General features: G+C 37.6%; 14 protein-coding genes. All 14 read left to right on the top strand.

Going from position 1 to position 17,100, the window contains the following annotated elements; genetic code table 11:
• Positions 1-51 precede the first annotated feature (51 nt).
• The 14 genes from ACH0AK_RS08785 (at position 52) to ACH0AK_RS08850 (ending at position 16,963) form a co-directional block, all read left to right on the top strand.
• Positions 52-1,182, top strand: a complete 1,131-nt coding sequence (locus ACH0AK_RS08785) for an MraY family glycosyltransferase (RefSeq protein ID WP_010735949.1) — start codon at positions 52-54, stop codon at positions 1,180-1,182.
• On the top strand, positions 1,182-1,982 hold the full coding sequence (locus tag ACH0AK_RS08790) for a glycosyltransferase (RefSeq protein WP_010735948.1): 801 nt from the start codon (positions 1,182-1,184) through the stop codon (positions 1,980-1,982). Before ACH0AK_RS08785 ends, ACH0AK_RS08790 begins: the two co-directional genes overlap by 1 nt.
• Positions 1,982-2,809: a glycosyltransferase gene (locus tag ACH0AK_RS08795; protein ID WP_023519363.1), complete on the top strand. Its 828-nt coding sequence runs from the start codon at positions 1,982-1,984 to the stop codon at positions 2,807-2,809. Before ACH0AK_RS08790 ends, ACH0AK_RS08795 begins: the two co-directional genes overlap by 1 nt.
• Positions 2,810-2,813: 4 nt before the next feature.
• On the top strand, positions 2,814-3,524 hold the full coding sequence (locus ACH0AK_RS08800) for a glycosyltransferase family 2 protein (protein ID WP_023519364.1): 711 nt from the start codon (positions 2,814-2,816) through the stop codon (positions 3,522-3,524).
• 98 nt (positions 3,525-3,622) lie between these two features.
• The gene (rfbA, locus tag ACH0AK_RS08805) at positions 3,623-4,489 is read left to right on the top strand and encodes a glucose-1-phosphate thymidylyltransferase RfbA (RefSeq protein ID WP_010735945.1); all 867 of its coding nucleotides are present in this window, start codon (positions 3,623-3,625) and stop codon (positions 4,487-4,489) included.
• A 13-nt stretch (positions 4,490-4,502) separates the two neighbouring features.
• A complete protein-coding gene (gene rfbC / locus ACH0AK_RS08810) occupies positions 4,503-5,075 on the top strand; it encodes a dTDP-4-dehydrorhamnose 3,5-epimerase (protein ID WP_010735944.1) in 573 nt (190 codons plus the stop codon).
• A gap of 23 nt (positions 5,076-5,098) precedes the next feature.
• Entirely contained in the window at positions 5,099-6,127 is a 1,029-nt protein-coding gene (rfbB, locus tag ACH0AK_RS08815; protein ID WP_010735943.1) for a dTDP-glucose 4,6-dehydratase, read from the top strand.
• A 451-nt stretch (positions 6,128-6,578) separates the two neighbouring features.
• Complete coding sequence (gene rfbD / locus ACH0AK_RS08820) at positions 6,579-7,430, top strand: dTDP-4-dehydrorhamnose reductase (RefSeq protein ID WP_023519366.1); 852 nt, start codon at positions 6,579-6,581, stop codon at positions 7,428-7,430.
• 46 nt (positions 7,431-7,476) lie between these two features.
• A complete protein-coding gene (locus tag ACH0AK_RS08825; RefSeq protein ID WP_023519367.1) occupies positions 7,477-9,492 on the top strand; it encodes a DUF7657 domain-containing protein in 2,016 nt (671 codons plus the stop codon).
• 118 nt (positions 9,493-9,610) lie between these two features.
• Positions 9,611-10,840 (top strand): EpaQ family protein, encoded by a 1,230-nt coding sequence (locus ACH0AK_RS08830; RefSeq protein ID WP_499796853.1) that lies wholly within the window; start codon positions 9,611-9,613, stop codon positions 10,838-10,840.
• A gap of 338 nt (positions 10,841-11,178) precedes the next feature.
• A complete protein-coding gene (locus tag ACH0AK_RS08835) occupies positions 11,179-11,985 on the top strand; it encodes an ABC transporter permease (RefSeq protein ID WP_019722596.1) in 807 nt (268 codons plus the stop codon).
• Between the two features lie 11 nt (positions 11,986-11,996).
• Complete coding sequence (locus tag ACH0AK_RS08840; protein WP_010735938.1) at positions 11,997-13,217, top strand: ABC transporter ATP-binding protein; 1,221 nt, start codon at positions 11,997-11,999, stop codon at positions 13,215-13,217.
• Positions 13,207-14,793, top strand: coding sequence for a class I SAM-dependent methyltransferase (locus ACH0AK_RS08845; RefSeq protein WP_226076859.1), 1,587 nt, complete (start codon positions 13,207-13,209; stop codon positions 14,791-14,793). The genes ACH0AK_RS08840 and ACH0AK_RS08845 overlap by 11 nt, the downstream gene beginning before the upstream one ends.
• A gap of 31 nt (positions 14,794-14,824) precedes the next feature.
• Positions 14,825-16,963, top strand: coding sequence for a glycosyltransferase family 2 protein (locus ACH0AK_RS08850; RefSeq protein ID WP_023519370.1), 2,139 nt, complete (start codon positions 14,825-14,827; stop codon positions 16,961-16,963).
• The last annotated feature ends 137 nt before the right edge of the window (positions 16,964-17,100 follow it).

Below are 17,100 nucleotides of genomic sequence, written 5' to 3' on the forward strand. Positions count from 1 at the left end.
CGACAGTGTTTTATAATTATTAATGACTCTTTAAATAAAGTAGGTGCCCGTATGCTGGTTTCTTTTAGTATTGTAATAAAGATTTTTTTGACAATTTTATTGTCTTTGATATTGACCCCCATTTTTAAAATAATTTCAGTTCAAACTGGAATGGTCGATAAACCGAATGAACGACGAATAAACAAAGTGCCGATGCCTTCAGCTGGTGGCTTACCTATCTTTGTTTCCTTCGTGATATCTAGTTTGTTTTTATTCAAAGATATCATCCCTAAATTTTATATTCTACCTATATTATTGGCTGCGTCCGTCATCGTATTGACCGGATTACTTGATGACAAATATGAACTTTCACCTAAGCAAAAAAGTATTGGTATTTTATTAGCGGCTTTGATCATCTATTTTGTCGCTGATATCAGGATCGATTCTTTTACCTTACCGTTCTTAGGATATATCCAATTAGGTTGGCTTAGTTTTCCTGTCACCATTTTTTGGATTTTTGGGATCACTAATGCAGTCAATTTGATTGATGGTTTAGATGGCTTAGCAGCAGGGATATCTTTGATTGGCTTGATGACCATTGGTATTATTGGTTACTTTTTTTTACATGCCTCAACAGTTTATATACCTATAGTTATTTTTTGTTTAGTCGCAAGTATCATCGGCTTTTTTCCTTACAATTTTTATCCTGCCAAAATTTATTTAGGGGATACAGGTGCACTTTTCTTAGGCTTTATGATGGCGGTTTTATCATTGCAAGGATTAAAGAATGTTACTTTCGTTTCATCGATTTCTTTGTTGATCATCATGGGGGTACCTGTTACAGATACTTTTTTTGCAATCATTCGTAGAAAAGCGAATCGAGTATCATTTTCTACGGCAGATAAGAAGCATTTGCATCATCGATTGCTCGCTTTAGGCTTTACCCATAAAGGAGCTGTTTTGACGATCTACTCCATCGCTTTGATGTTTTCATTTACTGCAATGATCATGAATTATACGGGAAGTCTTGGAACGATTGCTTTGTTCTTAGTGATGCTATTTGCTGCTATTTTATTATTTGAATTGATCGGATTGATCAATGAAAAATACCAATTCATTCTAAAAACATTACGGTTTTTAGGGAATAAAGAATACCGTACACAAGTGATGCAGAAATACTTTAAGAAATGGAAAAGACCTTAATGGAGAACAATAAAAAAAAGCCGATTTTAATTAGCATTGTGACAGCAAATAGTAAAAAAATATTCCAGACATTAGATACGATCATTGCGACGATCGGTGAAGAACCGGCAATTGAATTTCAAATTTTTGATAATAACTCGACACCTGAATACCAAGAACGATTACGCGAATATTTAAAATATCCGTTCATGAATATTTATTTCAATAATGAAAACCGAGGCTTTGGATTTGGTCATAACCATACCTTGCTCCAAAGCGCTGCAAAATATGCGGTGATTTTTAATCCAGATATTTTAGTAGATGAGCAGACGGTGATCGACCTGGTTGCGCTCTTAGAAACGCATCCTGAATGTGCGATGTTGGCACCTAAAATCTTGAATGAAGATGGGACGACTCAATACTTGATTAGACAGCGTTTAGCTCTATTCGACTATGTACTACGTTTCATTCCTTTCAAATTTGTCAAAAAAATGTTTGATCGGCGATTGAATCGCTTTGAATGTCGTGATTTGCCAGAGGATCGTGATTCTTATGTGCGCATGATTTCTGGTAGTTTTATGGTAGTAGATGTTGCGAAATTTAAATCAATCAATGGGTTTGATACTCGCTACTTTATGTATTTTGAAGATAATGATCTTTGTTTAAGTTTTGAAAAAGCAAACGAAAAGATCCTTTATACGCCACGTTATAGTGCCATCCATCTATATGGAAAAGGGGCGCATCGTAACTTCAAACTTTTTCGAATATTTTTAAATTCAATGATGAAATTCTTCCATAAGTGGGGGTGGACTTTCTTCTAATGACACCAGAAATAGCAGTAGTGATCGTATTGTATCACCAAAAAATCAACCAATCGCCTTCTTACGATTATTTAAAAGCAGCTATCCAAGCTGGGACAGTGGAGTTAGTTATTTTTGATAATAGTCCTGTTGCACATGCTGATGTGCTTTATTCAGAAAAGAACGTCCATTATCATCATGATCCAGCAAATCCAGGCCTAGCGGTTGCTTACAATTATGCAATTGACCACATTTCAGATACGGTACAGACACTTATAACATTAGATCAGGACACTCAGTTAGGTACTGATTATTTGGAAACTGTAGCCGAACTCACTTGGACAAAGGAGCGAGTAGCTGCGGTCCCCTTAGTATTTTCTGGTACAAAACAAATCTCTCCGGTGTGGGCAGACCACTATATCAATCGCCACTTCGAAGTGATCGAAGAGCCAGTAGTAACACGTCAACGGATTATGGCAATCAATTCTGGCGCGGCATTCTCGCTCACATTTTTAAGAGAGATCAATGGCTATAATACAGTGTTCCCACTCGATTTTTTAGATCATTGGCTTTTTTGGCAAATCAAACAATTAAACAAAGAAATTGTAGTTTTAGCCACTAGCATGACTCATGATCTCTCAGTATTAGATTATAAAAAAGTTAACGTAACACGCTATCAGTCGATATTGGCTGCTGAGTCGATCTTTTACCAAGAATACGACCGTCAGCATTTAATGCAACATCGGAAGCAGTTAGTATTAAGAATGACAAAGCAATTTTTGACTGTCAAGAATCGTCAAATCTGGCGAATGACTTTACGTTCGTTTGTTGATAATTGGAAGGTGTGAAATGATGCGATCGGTTTGTATAGCAACCTTTAATGGTGGCGCGTATTTAAAAGAACAATTGGATAGTATCTTAAAGCAACTTTCTCCAGAAGATGAAGTGATTATTTCGGATGATGGTTCAGTCGATGATACTTGGTCGATCTTAACAGAATATGCACATAATGATCCACGTATCAAACTTTTTGAAGGTCCCAAACAAGGTTTGATCAAAAATTTTGGCTTTGCGATTGAACAAGCTCAGGGAGACCTGATATTTTTAGCAGATCAAGATGATGTATGGTTAGATGGGAAAGTAGAGAAAATCACACAATACTTTAGCCTTCATCCAAAACAACTAGTAGTTATTTCAGATTTAGTGATCGTAGATAGCCAGTTGAATGAGATCCATTCCTCATACTTTACCTTTAGGAGATCCAAAGAAGGCTGGTTGACGAATTTGATTCGTAGTAACTATATCGGTGCAGGGATGGCTTTTCGCTCTTCATTAAAAGAGACGATCTTACCGATACCTGACAATGTACCGATGCATGATATGTGGATCGGTTTGCTGGCGGGGAATCATGCGGGCTTTATTCGAGAACCGCTGACTCTTTATCGGCGACACGATTTTAATGCAAGTGAAATTGAAACGAAGAGTAGTTGGCGCCAGAAAATCACTTGGCGGATTCATTTGATCCAAGCACTCATTCAGCGGAAATGGAAAAAATATCCCTAAAAGATATTGTTAAATTCTCAAGAAATCCATGACAAATAGTAGGATTGATGAGATAATAACGAAAGTGAAAATTTAAAGAAAAAGGAGCGCTTATATTCATGAAAGGAATCATCCTTGCGGGAGGAAGCGGAACACGCTTGTATCCACTAACAAAGGCAACCTCGAAACAGTTGATGCCAGTCTACGATAAACCAATGATCTATTATCCAATGTCTATTTTGATGTTGGCAGGTATCAAGGAGATATTGATTATTTCAACACCTCAAGATACCCCACGCTTTAAAGAATTATTTGGAAATGGGCATGATCTAGGTATTCACCTTGAATATGCGGTTCAAGAGAGTCCCGATGGCCTAGCTCAAGCTTTTATCATTGGGGAAGAATTTATTGGCGATGATAGTGTTTGTCTTGTTTTAGGAGATAATATCTACTATGGTGGCGGACTATCAAAAATGTTGCAACGTGCTGCCTCTAGAGAAAGTGGAGCGACTGTTTTCGGGTATCATGTTAATGATCCGGAACGTTTTGGTGTGGTCGAATTTGATGAAAATATGCAAGCTCTCTCTATTGAAGAGAAACCAACAGAACCAAAATCAAATTATGCTGTCACAGGACTTTATTTCTACGACAACGATGTGATTTCAATTGCAAAAGAAATCAAACCATCTGAGCGTGGCGAACTAGAGATCACTGACGTCAACAAAGCATATTTAGAAAGAGGAAAACTTTCTGTAGAGATTATGGGACGTGGTTTTGCTTGGTTAGATACAGGCACGCATGAATCTTTACTTGAAGCCTCTACATTTATTGAAACGATTGAAAAGCGTCAAAACTTAAAAGTTGCTTGTTTAGAAGAGGTGGCTTATCGAATGGGCTATATCGACAAACAACAATTAGCTGTTTTGGCAGAACCACTGAAAAAAAATCAATATGGTCAATATTTATTAAGATTGGCTGCTGAATAAGGAGTTTTTAGTGATGAAAGTGACGGATACTAAATTAACAGATGTTAAAATTATCGAAATGGATGTTTTTGGGGACCATCGTGGTTTCTTTACAGAAAGCTATTCAAAAGCAAAATTTGCGGAACATGGATTAGATTTTGATTTTGTCCAAGACAATCACTCTCTATCTGCTGAAGCCGGAGTGATTCGTGGTTTGCATTTTCAAAAAGGGGCATCCGCTCAAACAAAATTGATCCGTGTCACTTCAGGAGCAGTCTTAGATGTGATCGTCGATATTCGTAAAGGTAGTCCAACCTATGGACAGTGGGAAAGTTATATCTTATCTGAACATAATCATCGTCAATTACTTGTACCCAAGGGATACGCACATGGGTTCGTGACATTGACACCAAATGTGAATTTCCTTTATAAATGCGATAATTATTATGATGCCGCAGCAGACGGTGGGATTGCATTTGACGATCCAGAGTTAGCGATTGATTGGCCAATCGATCTTTCAAAAGCGATCATGTCTGAAAAAGATCATAATCATCCTACACTGAAAGAATTTGAAGCAGAAAACCCATTTGTTTATGGTGAAATCTAACATTTGATGAGGAGAAATATTAAATGAAAAATATCATTGTTACTGGTGGAGCAGGCTTCATTGGATCAAATTTTGTACATTATGTTGTACAAAACCACCCAGAAGTACATGTGACAGTCTTAGATAAATTAACTTATGCAGGAAACAAAGAAAATCTAGCAGGATTGCCAACTGATCGTGTGGAGCTAGTTGTCGGAGATATTGCAGATGCAGAATTAGTCGATCGATTAGTGGAAAAAGCAGATGCAGTGGTTCATTATGCTGCTGAATCACATAATGATAATTCTCTTAAAGATCCGTTTCCGTTTGTACACACGAACATCATTGGTACGTATACATTGCTAGAAGCTTGCCGTAAGTACGATGTTCGTTATCATCATGTTTCTACGGATGAAGTCTATGGTGACCTACCATTACGTGAAGATTTACCAGGTCATGGAGAGGGTGAAGGTGAGAAGTTCACTGCGGAAACACCTTACAACCCGTCCAGCCCCTATTCTTCAACAAAAGCTGGTTCTGATTTATTAGTGAAAGCTTGGGTTCGTTCATTTGGACTAAAGGCGACAATCTCAAATTGTTCCAATAACTATGGACCTTATCAACACATTGAAAAATTCATTCCACGTCAAATCACCAATATTTTAAGTGGTATCCAACCTAAGTTATACGGAGAAGGAAAAAATGTTCGTGATTGGATCCATACGAATGACCACTCTTCTGCCGTATGGTTGATCCTAACCAAAGGGAATATTGGGGAAACCTATTTGATTGGCGCTGATGGCGAGGAAGACAACAAAACCGTATTGGAAATGATCTTAGAAATGATGGGTCAGCCTAAAGATGCCTATGAACATGTCAAAGATCGTGCTGGCCATGATTTGCGTTATGCGATCGACTCAACCAAGCTTCGACAAGAACTTGGTTGGCAACCAGAGTTCACTAATTTCCGTGATGGTTTAGCAGAAACTATCAAGTGGTACGAAGAGAACCAAGAATGGTGGCAAAAAGAGAAAGAAGCAGTTGAAGCAGCTTACGCTAAAAATGGACAATAAGAGGCGAGAAATCGAATTCCCTCGAACAAGCTGCGTAGATAAGAGTCAGAGACTTCCTCTTATCAGATGTTTTTCTTGCTTGAATAGATAGCTTGAGAGACTCAACCTCTTTTTAAATAGTCATTGAAGGGGCACTGCGTTTAACTGACGCTGCCCCTTTTTTCATGAAAAATTTTTTAAGAACGCTGGATGGATGCTCATCCTCTCGAAAAGCGAGAACCGATATGGTAGAATAAGCTTGGTTCTTAGAACGTGGTTGGCACATAAGTGTTCTGCCGTTGTTTGGGGATAAGGGGAAATAATGAGACCGTTATTTTTGTCCAATACTCCGAACAAACAGTTGAATGAATCGAACTTCAAAGATAAAGCGTTCATTAAAGACAACATGATAGCTAATGATATTTTTACAAAAAAAAGTTTAAAAATAAATAAATCAAGGAGCGATTGCGTTATGTTTTTATTAACAGGTGGAAATGGTCAACTTGGTACCGAGTTACGTCATTTATTAGATGAGAAAGGGTTAGATTATGTTTCGACTGACGCCCAAGAACTGGATATCACGGATGCAGAAAAAACAATGGCTTATATCACAGACTTAAAGCCTGAAGTCATCTTCCATTGTGCAGCCTATACTGCTGTCGATAAAGCAGAAGACGAAGGAAAAGAATTAGATGAAAAAATCAATGTAGACGGAACGAGAAATGTTGCATTGGCAGCGAAAGCAGTGAATGCAACATTGATTTATATCAGTACCGATTATGTCTTTGATGGTAAAAAAGAAGATGAAGAATATCTAGAAGATGATGCAACGAATCCATTGAATGAATATGGTCGTACAAAACTACTAGGCGAACAAGCAGTGCAGGAAATTTTAGAAGATTATTATATTATTCGTACGTCATGGGTATTTGGTGTATATGGTCATAACTTTGTTTATACGATGCAACGTTTGGCACAAACCCACGATCGATTAACAGTGGTCAATGACCAATTTGGACGTCCGACATGGACACGCACATTGGCTGAATTTATGGTTTATGTAATCGAAGAAAAAGTACCATATGGTGTCTATCATCTATCAAACGAGAATAGTTGTTCATGGTATGAATTCGCAAAAGAAATCTTAAAAGATACAGCAGTAGAAGTAGCTCCTGTTACTTCAGCCGAATATCCACAAAAAGCAACACGTCCACAATATTCAGTGATGAGCCTGAAGAAAACGGAAGATCTTGGTTTTGTTATTCCAACGTGGCAAGAAGCACTTGAACAAATGTTACAAGCTTCTGAAAAATTAAACAAATAAGGTTTTTCCTTAGAAAAAAGAAACAACGAAGAAATTGGAGAATTTTATGGAAAAACAAACAAGAAGTGCAAGGCGAGATAAATCACGAGAACCGGAGACAGAACAGACGAATCTATTTTTAGATATCCTATTGAAATTACGTTATGTGATTGGCTTATTGGTGATCGTTATCGTTGTGACCTTCAACTTGAATGGTAGCTCGATCGGTAGCTGGGATAACTATGTATCCCAAAGAGATGACGGGAAAAAGACGGATGTTATTTTTGGTCAAAATCGAGAAGTTCGTTCAGATGAATGGCTAGTCCAAACGCCTTTTTATTTCTCTCAAGCAGAATCGGGTTATCCGGTCATCAACGAAGATTATTCGTTGAATGGTCAAAATATGATTATTGCCTACAATTCACCAGTAAAAGATATCACTGTTATCGGTAAACCATTTAACTGGGGATTCTTCTTTTTGGGAAGGGATCGAGGATTGTCCTTTTATTGGGCAATGAAACTGGTAGTCATGGTCCTGTTAGGATTTGAACTCCTGATGATCTTAACGAAAAGAAACAAGCCACTTTCGTTGATTGGGTCATTTGCATTGACCTTCTCACCAGCTGTTCAATGGTGGTTTATGCAACACGTTGGCGATTTGATTTTCTTTACAATTGGTTTAATGGTCGCCTTTTATCATTATTTTTATCAACATGAAAAAAAGTGGCTGCGTGCATTGATGATGTTATTAGTGGTCATATTCGGTCTCGGATTTATCTTAGTTATCTATCCGGCCCATCAAGTGATGCTCGCCTATCTATTAGTTTTTTATTTTGTCGGTTTACTGATCTATTACCGCAAAAAAATACAATGGGATTGGTTTGACGCTGTATTGATTACTGCTGCGTTGTTGTTTATTGGTATTGTCATGTGGCATTTTTGGTCAATTTCTAAAGATGCGTTACTCGCCTCTTTGAATACGTTGTATCCTGGGAATCGAGTAAGTACAGGTGGTAAATGGAAATTTAGTGAATTTTTCTATTTCTTAACGAACTGGAAAATCCCATTCGAGGATATCAGTTTCTCAAATAATTCAGAAGTAGCACTATTTTACCATTTCTTCCCAACTGTCTTTTTAGCAAGTCCATTTGTCTTGTTTGGAAAAAAAGACGACGATCAAAAAAATATTGGTCGGATCTTAATGCTCTTTTGTCTCTTCGCGATTTTTTGGATCACCATTGGCTTACCTAGAACGATGGCTCAATTGACCTTGTTATCATTTGTCCCACCATTTCGTGCGATCTTAACTTTCAGCTTTGCTGCCTTTCTATTATCGATTTGGTTTATCGCGTACATTTGGAAACACGATGTCATCCCAACGTGGTATAAATTCGTCTTATTGATTGCTAATGCAGGTATCTATTACTATGCGTTACAAGGTTCCAAGATGGAAGGCTATTTCTCTGGCTTTGAGTTAATCAGTGTGATTGTTTTGGGAACACTCCTTTTAGCATTTGCACTGTTTCGACAACGCGTCTTTTTCTACCTTTCATTTAGTGCATTGATCATTGCTTCTGGTTTCTTTGTGAATCCAGTTGTCCAAGGAACAGGTGCGATTTTTGAAAAAACGTTAGCCAAGGAAATCCAAAAAATCGATCAACAGGATCCAGGTCAAGTATGGTTAACCGAAGATGAGCTCTATAATTTCACACCGGCTTTAGGGGTAAAGGCATTCAATACGGTCCGCTTTTATCCAGACAAAGCTGCATGGCAATTGATTGATCCAGAAGGGGAATATGAGCGTTTCTACAATCGTTATGCCCATACTAGAGCTTTTATTGCCAAAGAAGATACAGCCTTCAAGCTAGATCGTCCAGACATGTTCTCAGTGACTTTGAATTTTGATGATGCTGAAAAGTTAGGCATCAAATATGTCGTAACCAAGCGTCCATTAGATGACTATAATCAGCGTAATGAAGCGCAGTTCACTAAATTATATGGACCAGACGACGATGGGCACATGATCTATGAAGTAGCGTATCCAAACTATGCTACTTGGCAAACACAGTCTACTGGTCAATAAAAAACTTTTAGTTTGAAGAAGATGTGTGCAAAAAAAGAGGATATTGGATCAGTTAGAAATCATCGTGATAACGCTGATCCAATGATCCGTTTTTAAAAAGTATTATTTGGAAGAGGAGGTGGAAACCATTCAAACATTTGTCGAAAAATTCATAAATAAAATGAGTACTGGGATCTTGTTAATGATGCTAATCGCTCTTTTTTCTGTCTGGACGATCGGTATAGGCACACCAGCTACTTTATTTTTATATGAACATAGCGCACAGTTCGTCACTTTTGGTGTATTTGTCTTAACAGGACTGAATATCTATAAAGCAAGAGGATTTGACTTTTTTTATCTAGGAGCAGCAGTTGTAATCTTCGGTTTCTATACGTATTTCAGTGGAATACGAGAAGGTTCTTTGGCAGGTAATCTGTTGATCCCGATTTTGATTCTGATTGGATTGAGTGTAAAGTGGATCGAATTTGACAAAGTAGATCGGGGAATTTATTTGCTTGTCTTCTCATTTTTCCTTGCTGTGACGGTATGTCGAGTATTTACAGAGATTCAAGTACCTGAAGGACAAAGTATATGGAACCAAGATAATAAATTATCCGATATTTGGATCAATACAAATACGATTGGCAGCTCGTTGATGATGCTTGGACTACTGATCAGTGGTTTCGCCAGTTCATTTGAACGTTGGTATATTCGGATCCTTGGAGTACCAGCGATCATTGCTGCATTTTTAGGAATCTGGGTATGTCAATCACGCTCGGCATTGATTGCGATCATCATTTTTGCTTTATTGGATATCTGGCCTAAAAGATTCTTTAAATTTATTCGTGCCCCTTTTATCGGCTATTTAGCTATTTTTAGCTTGGCGCTACCGATATCCTATTTAGCTGCCACTTCTGAAGAGATCAATCTCTTCACTGGAAGAGAGGGCATATGGCTGAAATTTTATCAAACGATTTCCGAGAGTACAGAGCAACTACTGGTTGGAATGAAGCCTTTTCTTTATTTTCGTGGGAATGAGGTTTTAGGTAATCACAATAGTTATAATTCTATTTTGAATTTATATGGATTGATAGGAATCGCAATTGTAGGGATTTTATTACTTGTTTTTGTTGGAAGACTAACACTGAAAGCTGATTATTCGAATGGACAGCTTACGTTCTTATGGGCATTCATGGCAGTAATGATCCAATCGTTTATGGAAGATACATTGACTTCTTTCCCTTGGGTACCTATCGGCTACTTGTTGTTAGCGATGGCAAGTCATCGTTACGATCAGCCACCAGGTAAGCAAATAAAAATACAAGAGGAAAATCAACTGTCAACTTCAAGACTTGCACGCTATCACTGAATTTGAAAATAAGGGGTGTGAGACAACAGCAACAATTATTTTGTCTGTCACCTTAGAATCGAATAAATGGTGGAAACAGGAGCAAGCACTTCGGAAATAAGGCTATACACTTCTGTCCCAATCTCAATCAAAAAAATAAAAACGTGGGTAAGCCTTTTTTGGCAGGCCCACGTTTTTTGCTTCATTGCAATTAAGTATCATCTTTTGTAAAATAGTAACGTTGACAAAAAGTTTGCTTAATAGAAAATTAAGAAACAACGAATATCGCAGTCCTTGGCTCAATATGTGGTAAAATGGCTGTTGACTGTAATTAATTGAAACTGCTTGGAGGAACACAAATGTTGAAAGATTTGTTTTTATTTATGAAGGATATCTATCAAAATCGAAAGCTATTACTTCAATTCTCGTTAAACGATTTTAAATCGCGTTTTGCGGGTTCATTTTTAGGGATTTTATGGGCGTTCATCAATCCCGTGTTTACGGTTCTCATTTACTGGTTAGTCTTTGGCTTCGGCTTGAAAGCGGCAATGACTGACGGGAAGTATCCGTTTATCGTCTATCTGATCACAGGGATGGTCCCATGGTTCTTTTTCTCAGATGCGTTTACCTCTACAACACTTGTTTTCCGAGAATACACCTATTTAGTGAAAAAAGTGGTATTCAATATCCGTATCTTACCAACAACTAAAATCCTTTCAAACTTGTACTCACATATGTTCTTTATTTTGATTGGTTTAGTCGTAACAATGGGACATGGTATTTTTCCAACGGTCATGTCTTTACAATTGATTTATTATCTATTTTGTATGGTTGCTTTTTTGACCGGATTGACGTGGTTGACCGCATCGATTCAACCTTTTATACCAGATATCATGCAATTTATCACAATTTTGCTACAGCTGATTATGTGGACATTGCCGATTCTTTGGAGTCCTAGTCAATTTAATCCAGCAATCATAAAGATTCTAAAATTAAACCCACTGTATTATGTTGTTCAAGGTTACCGTGAATCATTTTTAAGTCAAGCTTGGTTCTGGGAACATGGTACTTATACAATCTATTTTTGGGTAGTTACATTAATCATGTTCGTAATCGGTTCCTTAGTGTTCCGTAGATTGAAACCACATTTTTCAGATGTGCTGTAAGGAGTATAGTTATGACAGAATACGCAATTAAATTAAACAACATCACTAAATCATACAATATGTATGCGAAACCGACGGATCGTTTTAGAGAAGCTTTGAATCCTTTCAAGAAATCGTACCATGATGTGTTCTATGCATTGAAAAATATTGATGTAGAGATTAAAAAAGGTGAAATGATTGGTTTTGTCGGTGAAAATGGTTCTGGTAAATCAACGATGCTCAAAATCATTACAGGCGTTTTGACTCCAACAAGTGGAACCATGGAGATCGAAGGAAAGATTTCTGCCTTACTTGAATTGGGTTCAGGTTTTAATCCAGAATATTCTGGGTATGAAAATATTTATTTAAATGGAATGGTTCTTGGCTTTTCACGTGAAGAAGTCGATGCGATGGTGGATGACATCATTGATTTCGCAGATATCGGAGACCACGTTTATCAACCAGTTAAAACTTACTCAAGTGGGATGTTCGTACGCTTAGCTTTTGCGGTAGCGATCAATGTCAATCCAGATATTCTGATTGTTGATGAGGCACTCGCAGTAGGTGACTTGGAGTTCCAATTGAAATGTATGGAAAAATTTACGGAAATCAAAAATTCTGGGAAGACGATTTTATTTGTTTCCCATGATATCAGCTCGATCCGTCGTTTCTGCGACCGTTCTTACTGGCTAAAAAATGGTGAAGTTGTAGAATTTGGTGATACGATGGATGTGACAACCAATTACGAAAACTTCTTAAAGAAAAAATCAGTAAAAACAGTAGATCGTAACAAAAATCAAGTGGAGCGTTTTGCTGCCCCAGATATCGTCGATGTGTTAAGTGCTGAGTTACTAGATGAAAACAAGCAACCAATCGATATGTTAGAACAAGGGGAAGATCTTTATGTCAAGGTTACTTATGAAGTGAAAGATGATACCATCAAAAAACCTGTATTAGGGATTGCCCTACGAACGGTCGATAATTTCTATGTCTGTGGCTTGAATACCTTACTGGACGATATCACGATTCCTTGGGAAAAAGGAAAAAACGTCTTTTATCTCAAGTATAAGAAGTTAGGCTTACTTGCTGGCGAATACTATTTCGATGTGGCGGTTTTTGAAGAAAATGCCACTGTTCCATTAGTTTATAAAACGAAGTATATGAACTTATTTGTGACGGGTTCTTATATTGGTGAAGGGATCGTGGTCTTGGATCACCAGTGGAAAGAAGGAGATCAAAACAATGAAGTATGATTTCGAAATGGATTTAGATGAACAAAGTAGCGTAGGTAAGATTGTCGGACAAATTAAACCAGGAAGTAAAGTCTTGGAATTTGGTCCAGGCAATGGACGCATGACGAAACATTTGATCGGTGCAAAAAACTGTGAAGTAAGCATCGTTGAACTGGACAAAGAACTATTTGATTACGTCAATGAAATTGCACAAGATGGTTTTTATGGCGATATTGAAAGTTTTGAATGGGCAAAATATTATGCTGGTCAAACGTTTGATTATATATTATTTGCAGATGTCTTGGAACATTTAGTGGATCCTTTGAAGACATTAAAAAAAGTCAGAGAGTTTCTAAATGAAGAAGGCGAGATTTTGATTACTTTTCCTAATCTCGTGCATAACTCTGTATTGATCCACCTCTTTAATAACGAATTGCCGTGGGCTTCGTTTGGGCTACTAGATGAAACACATAATTCATTTTATACCCACGAAGGCTTTCAAAAAGTATTTGCAAACGCTGATCTGCACATCAACATTGAAGATTATTTATATCTAGCAGTAGGGGATACTGAATTGAAGTCGGCATATACTGACTTACCAGAAGCAGTTCGTTATGATTTCAAAATGCGCCCATTTGGCGAAGTGTATCAATACTTCTTTTCATTGAAAAAACACCCAAATGTGGAAGCTAAAATCAATTCACCGCAAAATTCAAATTATGTCAAAATGATGGAAATCATCAAAAAGAGTACGCAAGAAGAAACATTACAGATCCCGTTCAATAATTATACGGGAGAAAACCAAGTATTGACTTTTCCACTGACAGAAGAACCGGTAAGTTTTATTTTTCAATTTGAAAAGCAACCAAGTTATCTTGAGTTCAGTGTTGAAGTAGACGGAGTAAAGCTTGATTTTATCGCATCGAATGCGGTCATCAAAACAGCGACAGACTGTTATATCTTTGATGGATCAGAAGCACCAAGTCTAGAATTGACCGATATAAGTGGAGAAACGATCAAAATCTCTTGCCATTATCGATTCATTGGTGAATTACCAGCAACGATGACTGAAGTCCTTAGAGAAATCAAACCTATGGCTGCTGTTCAAAAAGAACTATCTGCTGAAAACGAGAGATTAACAAAAGAAAACCAGCACTTGCAAATAGAGAATAAAGAGCTGACGAAAGTCTTGAAGACTACGGCTGATCGATATTTTGACTTGTTGCAGCCTAACAATTGGGCAATAAAGCCAAAAGGACGATTAGGGAGACCAAAAGAAACGGCAAAAAAAATCCAAGCCAAAGATCTTTCTCTTTGTATCGACGAAAAAAATTGGGATCCAGAAACAAAATTACTCAAAATCATTGGATGGGGAATTTCAAATGCGGAACGTAAACCTTTATCTTATAAGTTGTCTGTAGATCAATCACCATTCTTCGAGGTTCAGCAGATTGAGCGAGCCGAAGTGAATGAAGCCGAAAAACTTCCTCCCCACACAAAAGCTGGTTTTGAGATCCAGATAGCGTGTGAACAAGAAAAATCATTTTTGATTGAATTGATTGCAGAAAATGGGCAGTCTTGGCTAGTTGAAATATAAATAACTTATTAGGTAAAGGAGTACCAAACCAGTGCAAAAAAAAGAAATTGCTGTATTTATCGATAAAATCACTCGTGAGCGGGCGACCGGCGATTTATTGATCGTTGGTTGGGCAATCGATGAAGTAACGAAAGAAATACCGACGATCCAAGTTGAAAAAGAAAATATTATAGCAAAAAATACACCAGTCGTGCGTTTAGATATCAATCATCTTTATGATTTGGATGTAAAAACGCAAAGTGGTTTTAATCTTCGATTATCTGGAAAGATGAAGGGAAAAGCAATTTTAGATTTTCAAACGAAAGATCATCAAAATGGGATAGCCGTCAAATTGAATGGACGCTATCCTTATGATGATGGCATCGAGTCGAGTTTGGAAAAGAAAAAACGATTGTTAAAAAAAGGCTTGAACTATGCTCGAACGCATGGCCTAAAAAAGGCTGTACGTCGTGTGAAAATGGAATTGAAACCAGGTTCGATCGACTATGCACAATGGATCGCTAAGCATGAACAAATCGACGTTGCAGCACAAAAAACAAAAGCGCAAGCCTTTGCCTATCGTCCGTTGATTTCTGTCGTGATGCCAGTTTATAACGTAGAAATCAAATGGCTAGAAAAATGTATCGATTCTGTGATTGCTCAAACATATGACCATTGGGAATTATGTATCAGTGATGATGCCTCTACCGATCCTAAAATCCATAAATGTTTAGAACGTTATCAGCAAAAAGACTCACGGATCAAAGTTGTCTTTCGTGAGGAAAACGGACATATCAGTTTAGCCACGAACTCTGCACTTGAGATCGCTGAAGGGGAATTCATGGCATTACTTGATAATGACGACGAACTTCCTGTCAATGCATTGTTTGAAGTAGTCAATGTCTTGAATGATCGGCCAGAACTTGATTTGATTTATAGTGATGAAGATAAGATCGATGCTGATGGCAATCGCTTCGATCCTCATTTTAAAGCAGACTGGTCACCCAATACTTTGATGGGAAATAACTATATTTCTCATTTAGGCGTCTATCGATTAAGTATCGTCAAAGAACTAGGTGGGTTCCGAAAAGGCTATGAAGGTTCACAAGATTATGACCTAGTTCTTCGTTTTACAGAAAAGATCCCAGCAGATCATATTTATCATATCGATCGTGTCCTTTACCATTGGCGTACGATTCCAGGATCAACAGCTAGTAGTGGAGAAGCTAAAAGTTATATTTACGATTCTGGTGTGAAAGCTTTGACGGATGCATTAGCTCGCAGGAATATCAAAGGCCAAGTGCGTCCAGGAAGAATCTCAGGGTTTTATGAGATCAATTATGATGTCTTACAAGAGGATCTAGTCAGCGTCATCATCCCAACCAAAAATGGGTATGACGATTTGAAAATGTGTATTGATTCGATCATCGAAAAAACGACTTATCCTAACTACGAGATCATTGTAGCTGATAATGGTAGTACTGATCCGAAGATGCAAAATCTTTTCGACTCATATAAGGAACAACTAAAAGAACGCTTTATTGTCGAATTGATCGATATCCCATTCAACTATTCTCGTATCAATAACCTTGCGGCTGAAAAAGCTAGTGGAAAGTATTATTTATTCTTGAACAATGATACGGAAGTGATCGCTCCTAATTGGATGACAACGATGGTCTCATATGCTCAGTTTGATTCAATTGGCTGTGTGGGTGCAAAACTTTACTATCCAGATGATACGACGCAACATGCGGGTGTACTCGTTGGCATCGGTGGCGTCGCTGGTCACGCGTTGAATAATTATGACCGCACACATTGTGGCTATTTCGGACGATTAGTGATCGACGTCGATTATTTAGCAGTGACCGCCGCTTGTATGATGGTCAAAGCGGATGATTTCAAAGCGGTGGATGGCTTCGATGAGACATTACAAGTTGCCTTCAATGATGTAGACTTATGTCTTAAAGTCTATGAACTGGGCAGAAACAATGTGTATGCTCATCAGGTTGAACTATATCACTTTGAGTCAAAATCTCGCGGGTACGAAGATACGCCAGAAAAGCAGAAACGCTTTGCGGGTGAAATCAAAAAAATGCAAGATAAATGGCCCAAATATATCGCACATGATCCTTTCTATAATGACAATTTGACCAAACAAGGAATTGGCGATTTTTCATTACGGCCAGATTAAAGAGTAGTTGATATACCTTAGGAAAGACTTGGAGAATATTCAAGTTTTACTTAAGGTATATTTTTGTATGCCCCATTTTTATAGCAGAATCAAGCACATAAATCTGTCGTGAAAAACTTTGAATTTAGGTTACAATT

Origin of the sequence: Enterococcus pernyi, assembly GCF_045371165.1 — a bacterium.
In the GTDB taxonomy this organism is placed as follows: Bacteria; Bacillota; Bacilli; order Lactobacillales; family Enterococcaceae; genus Enterococcus_B; species Enterococcus_B pernyi.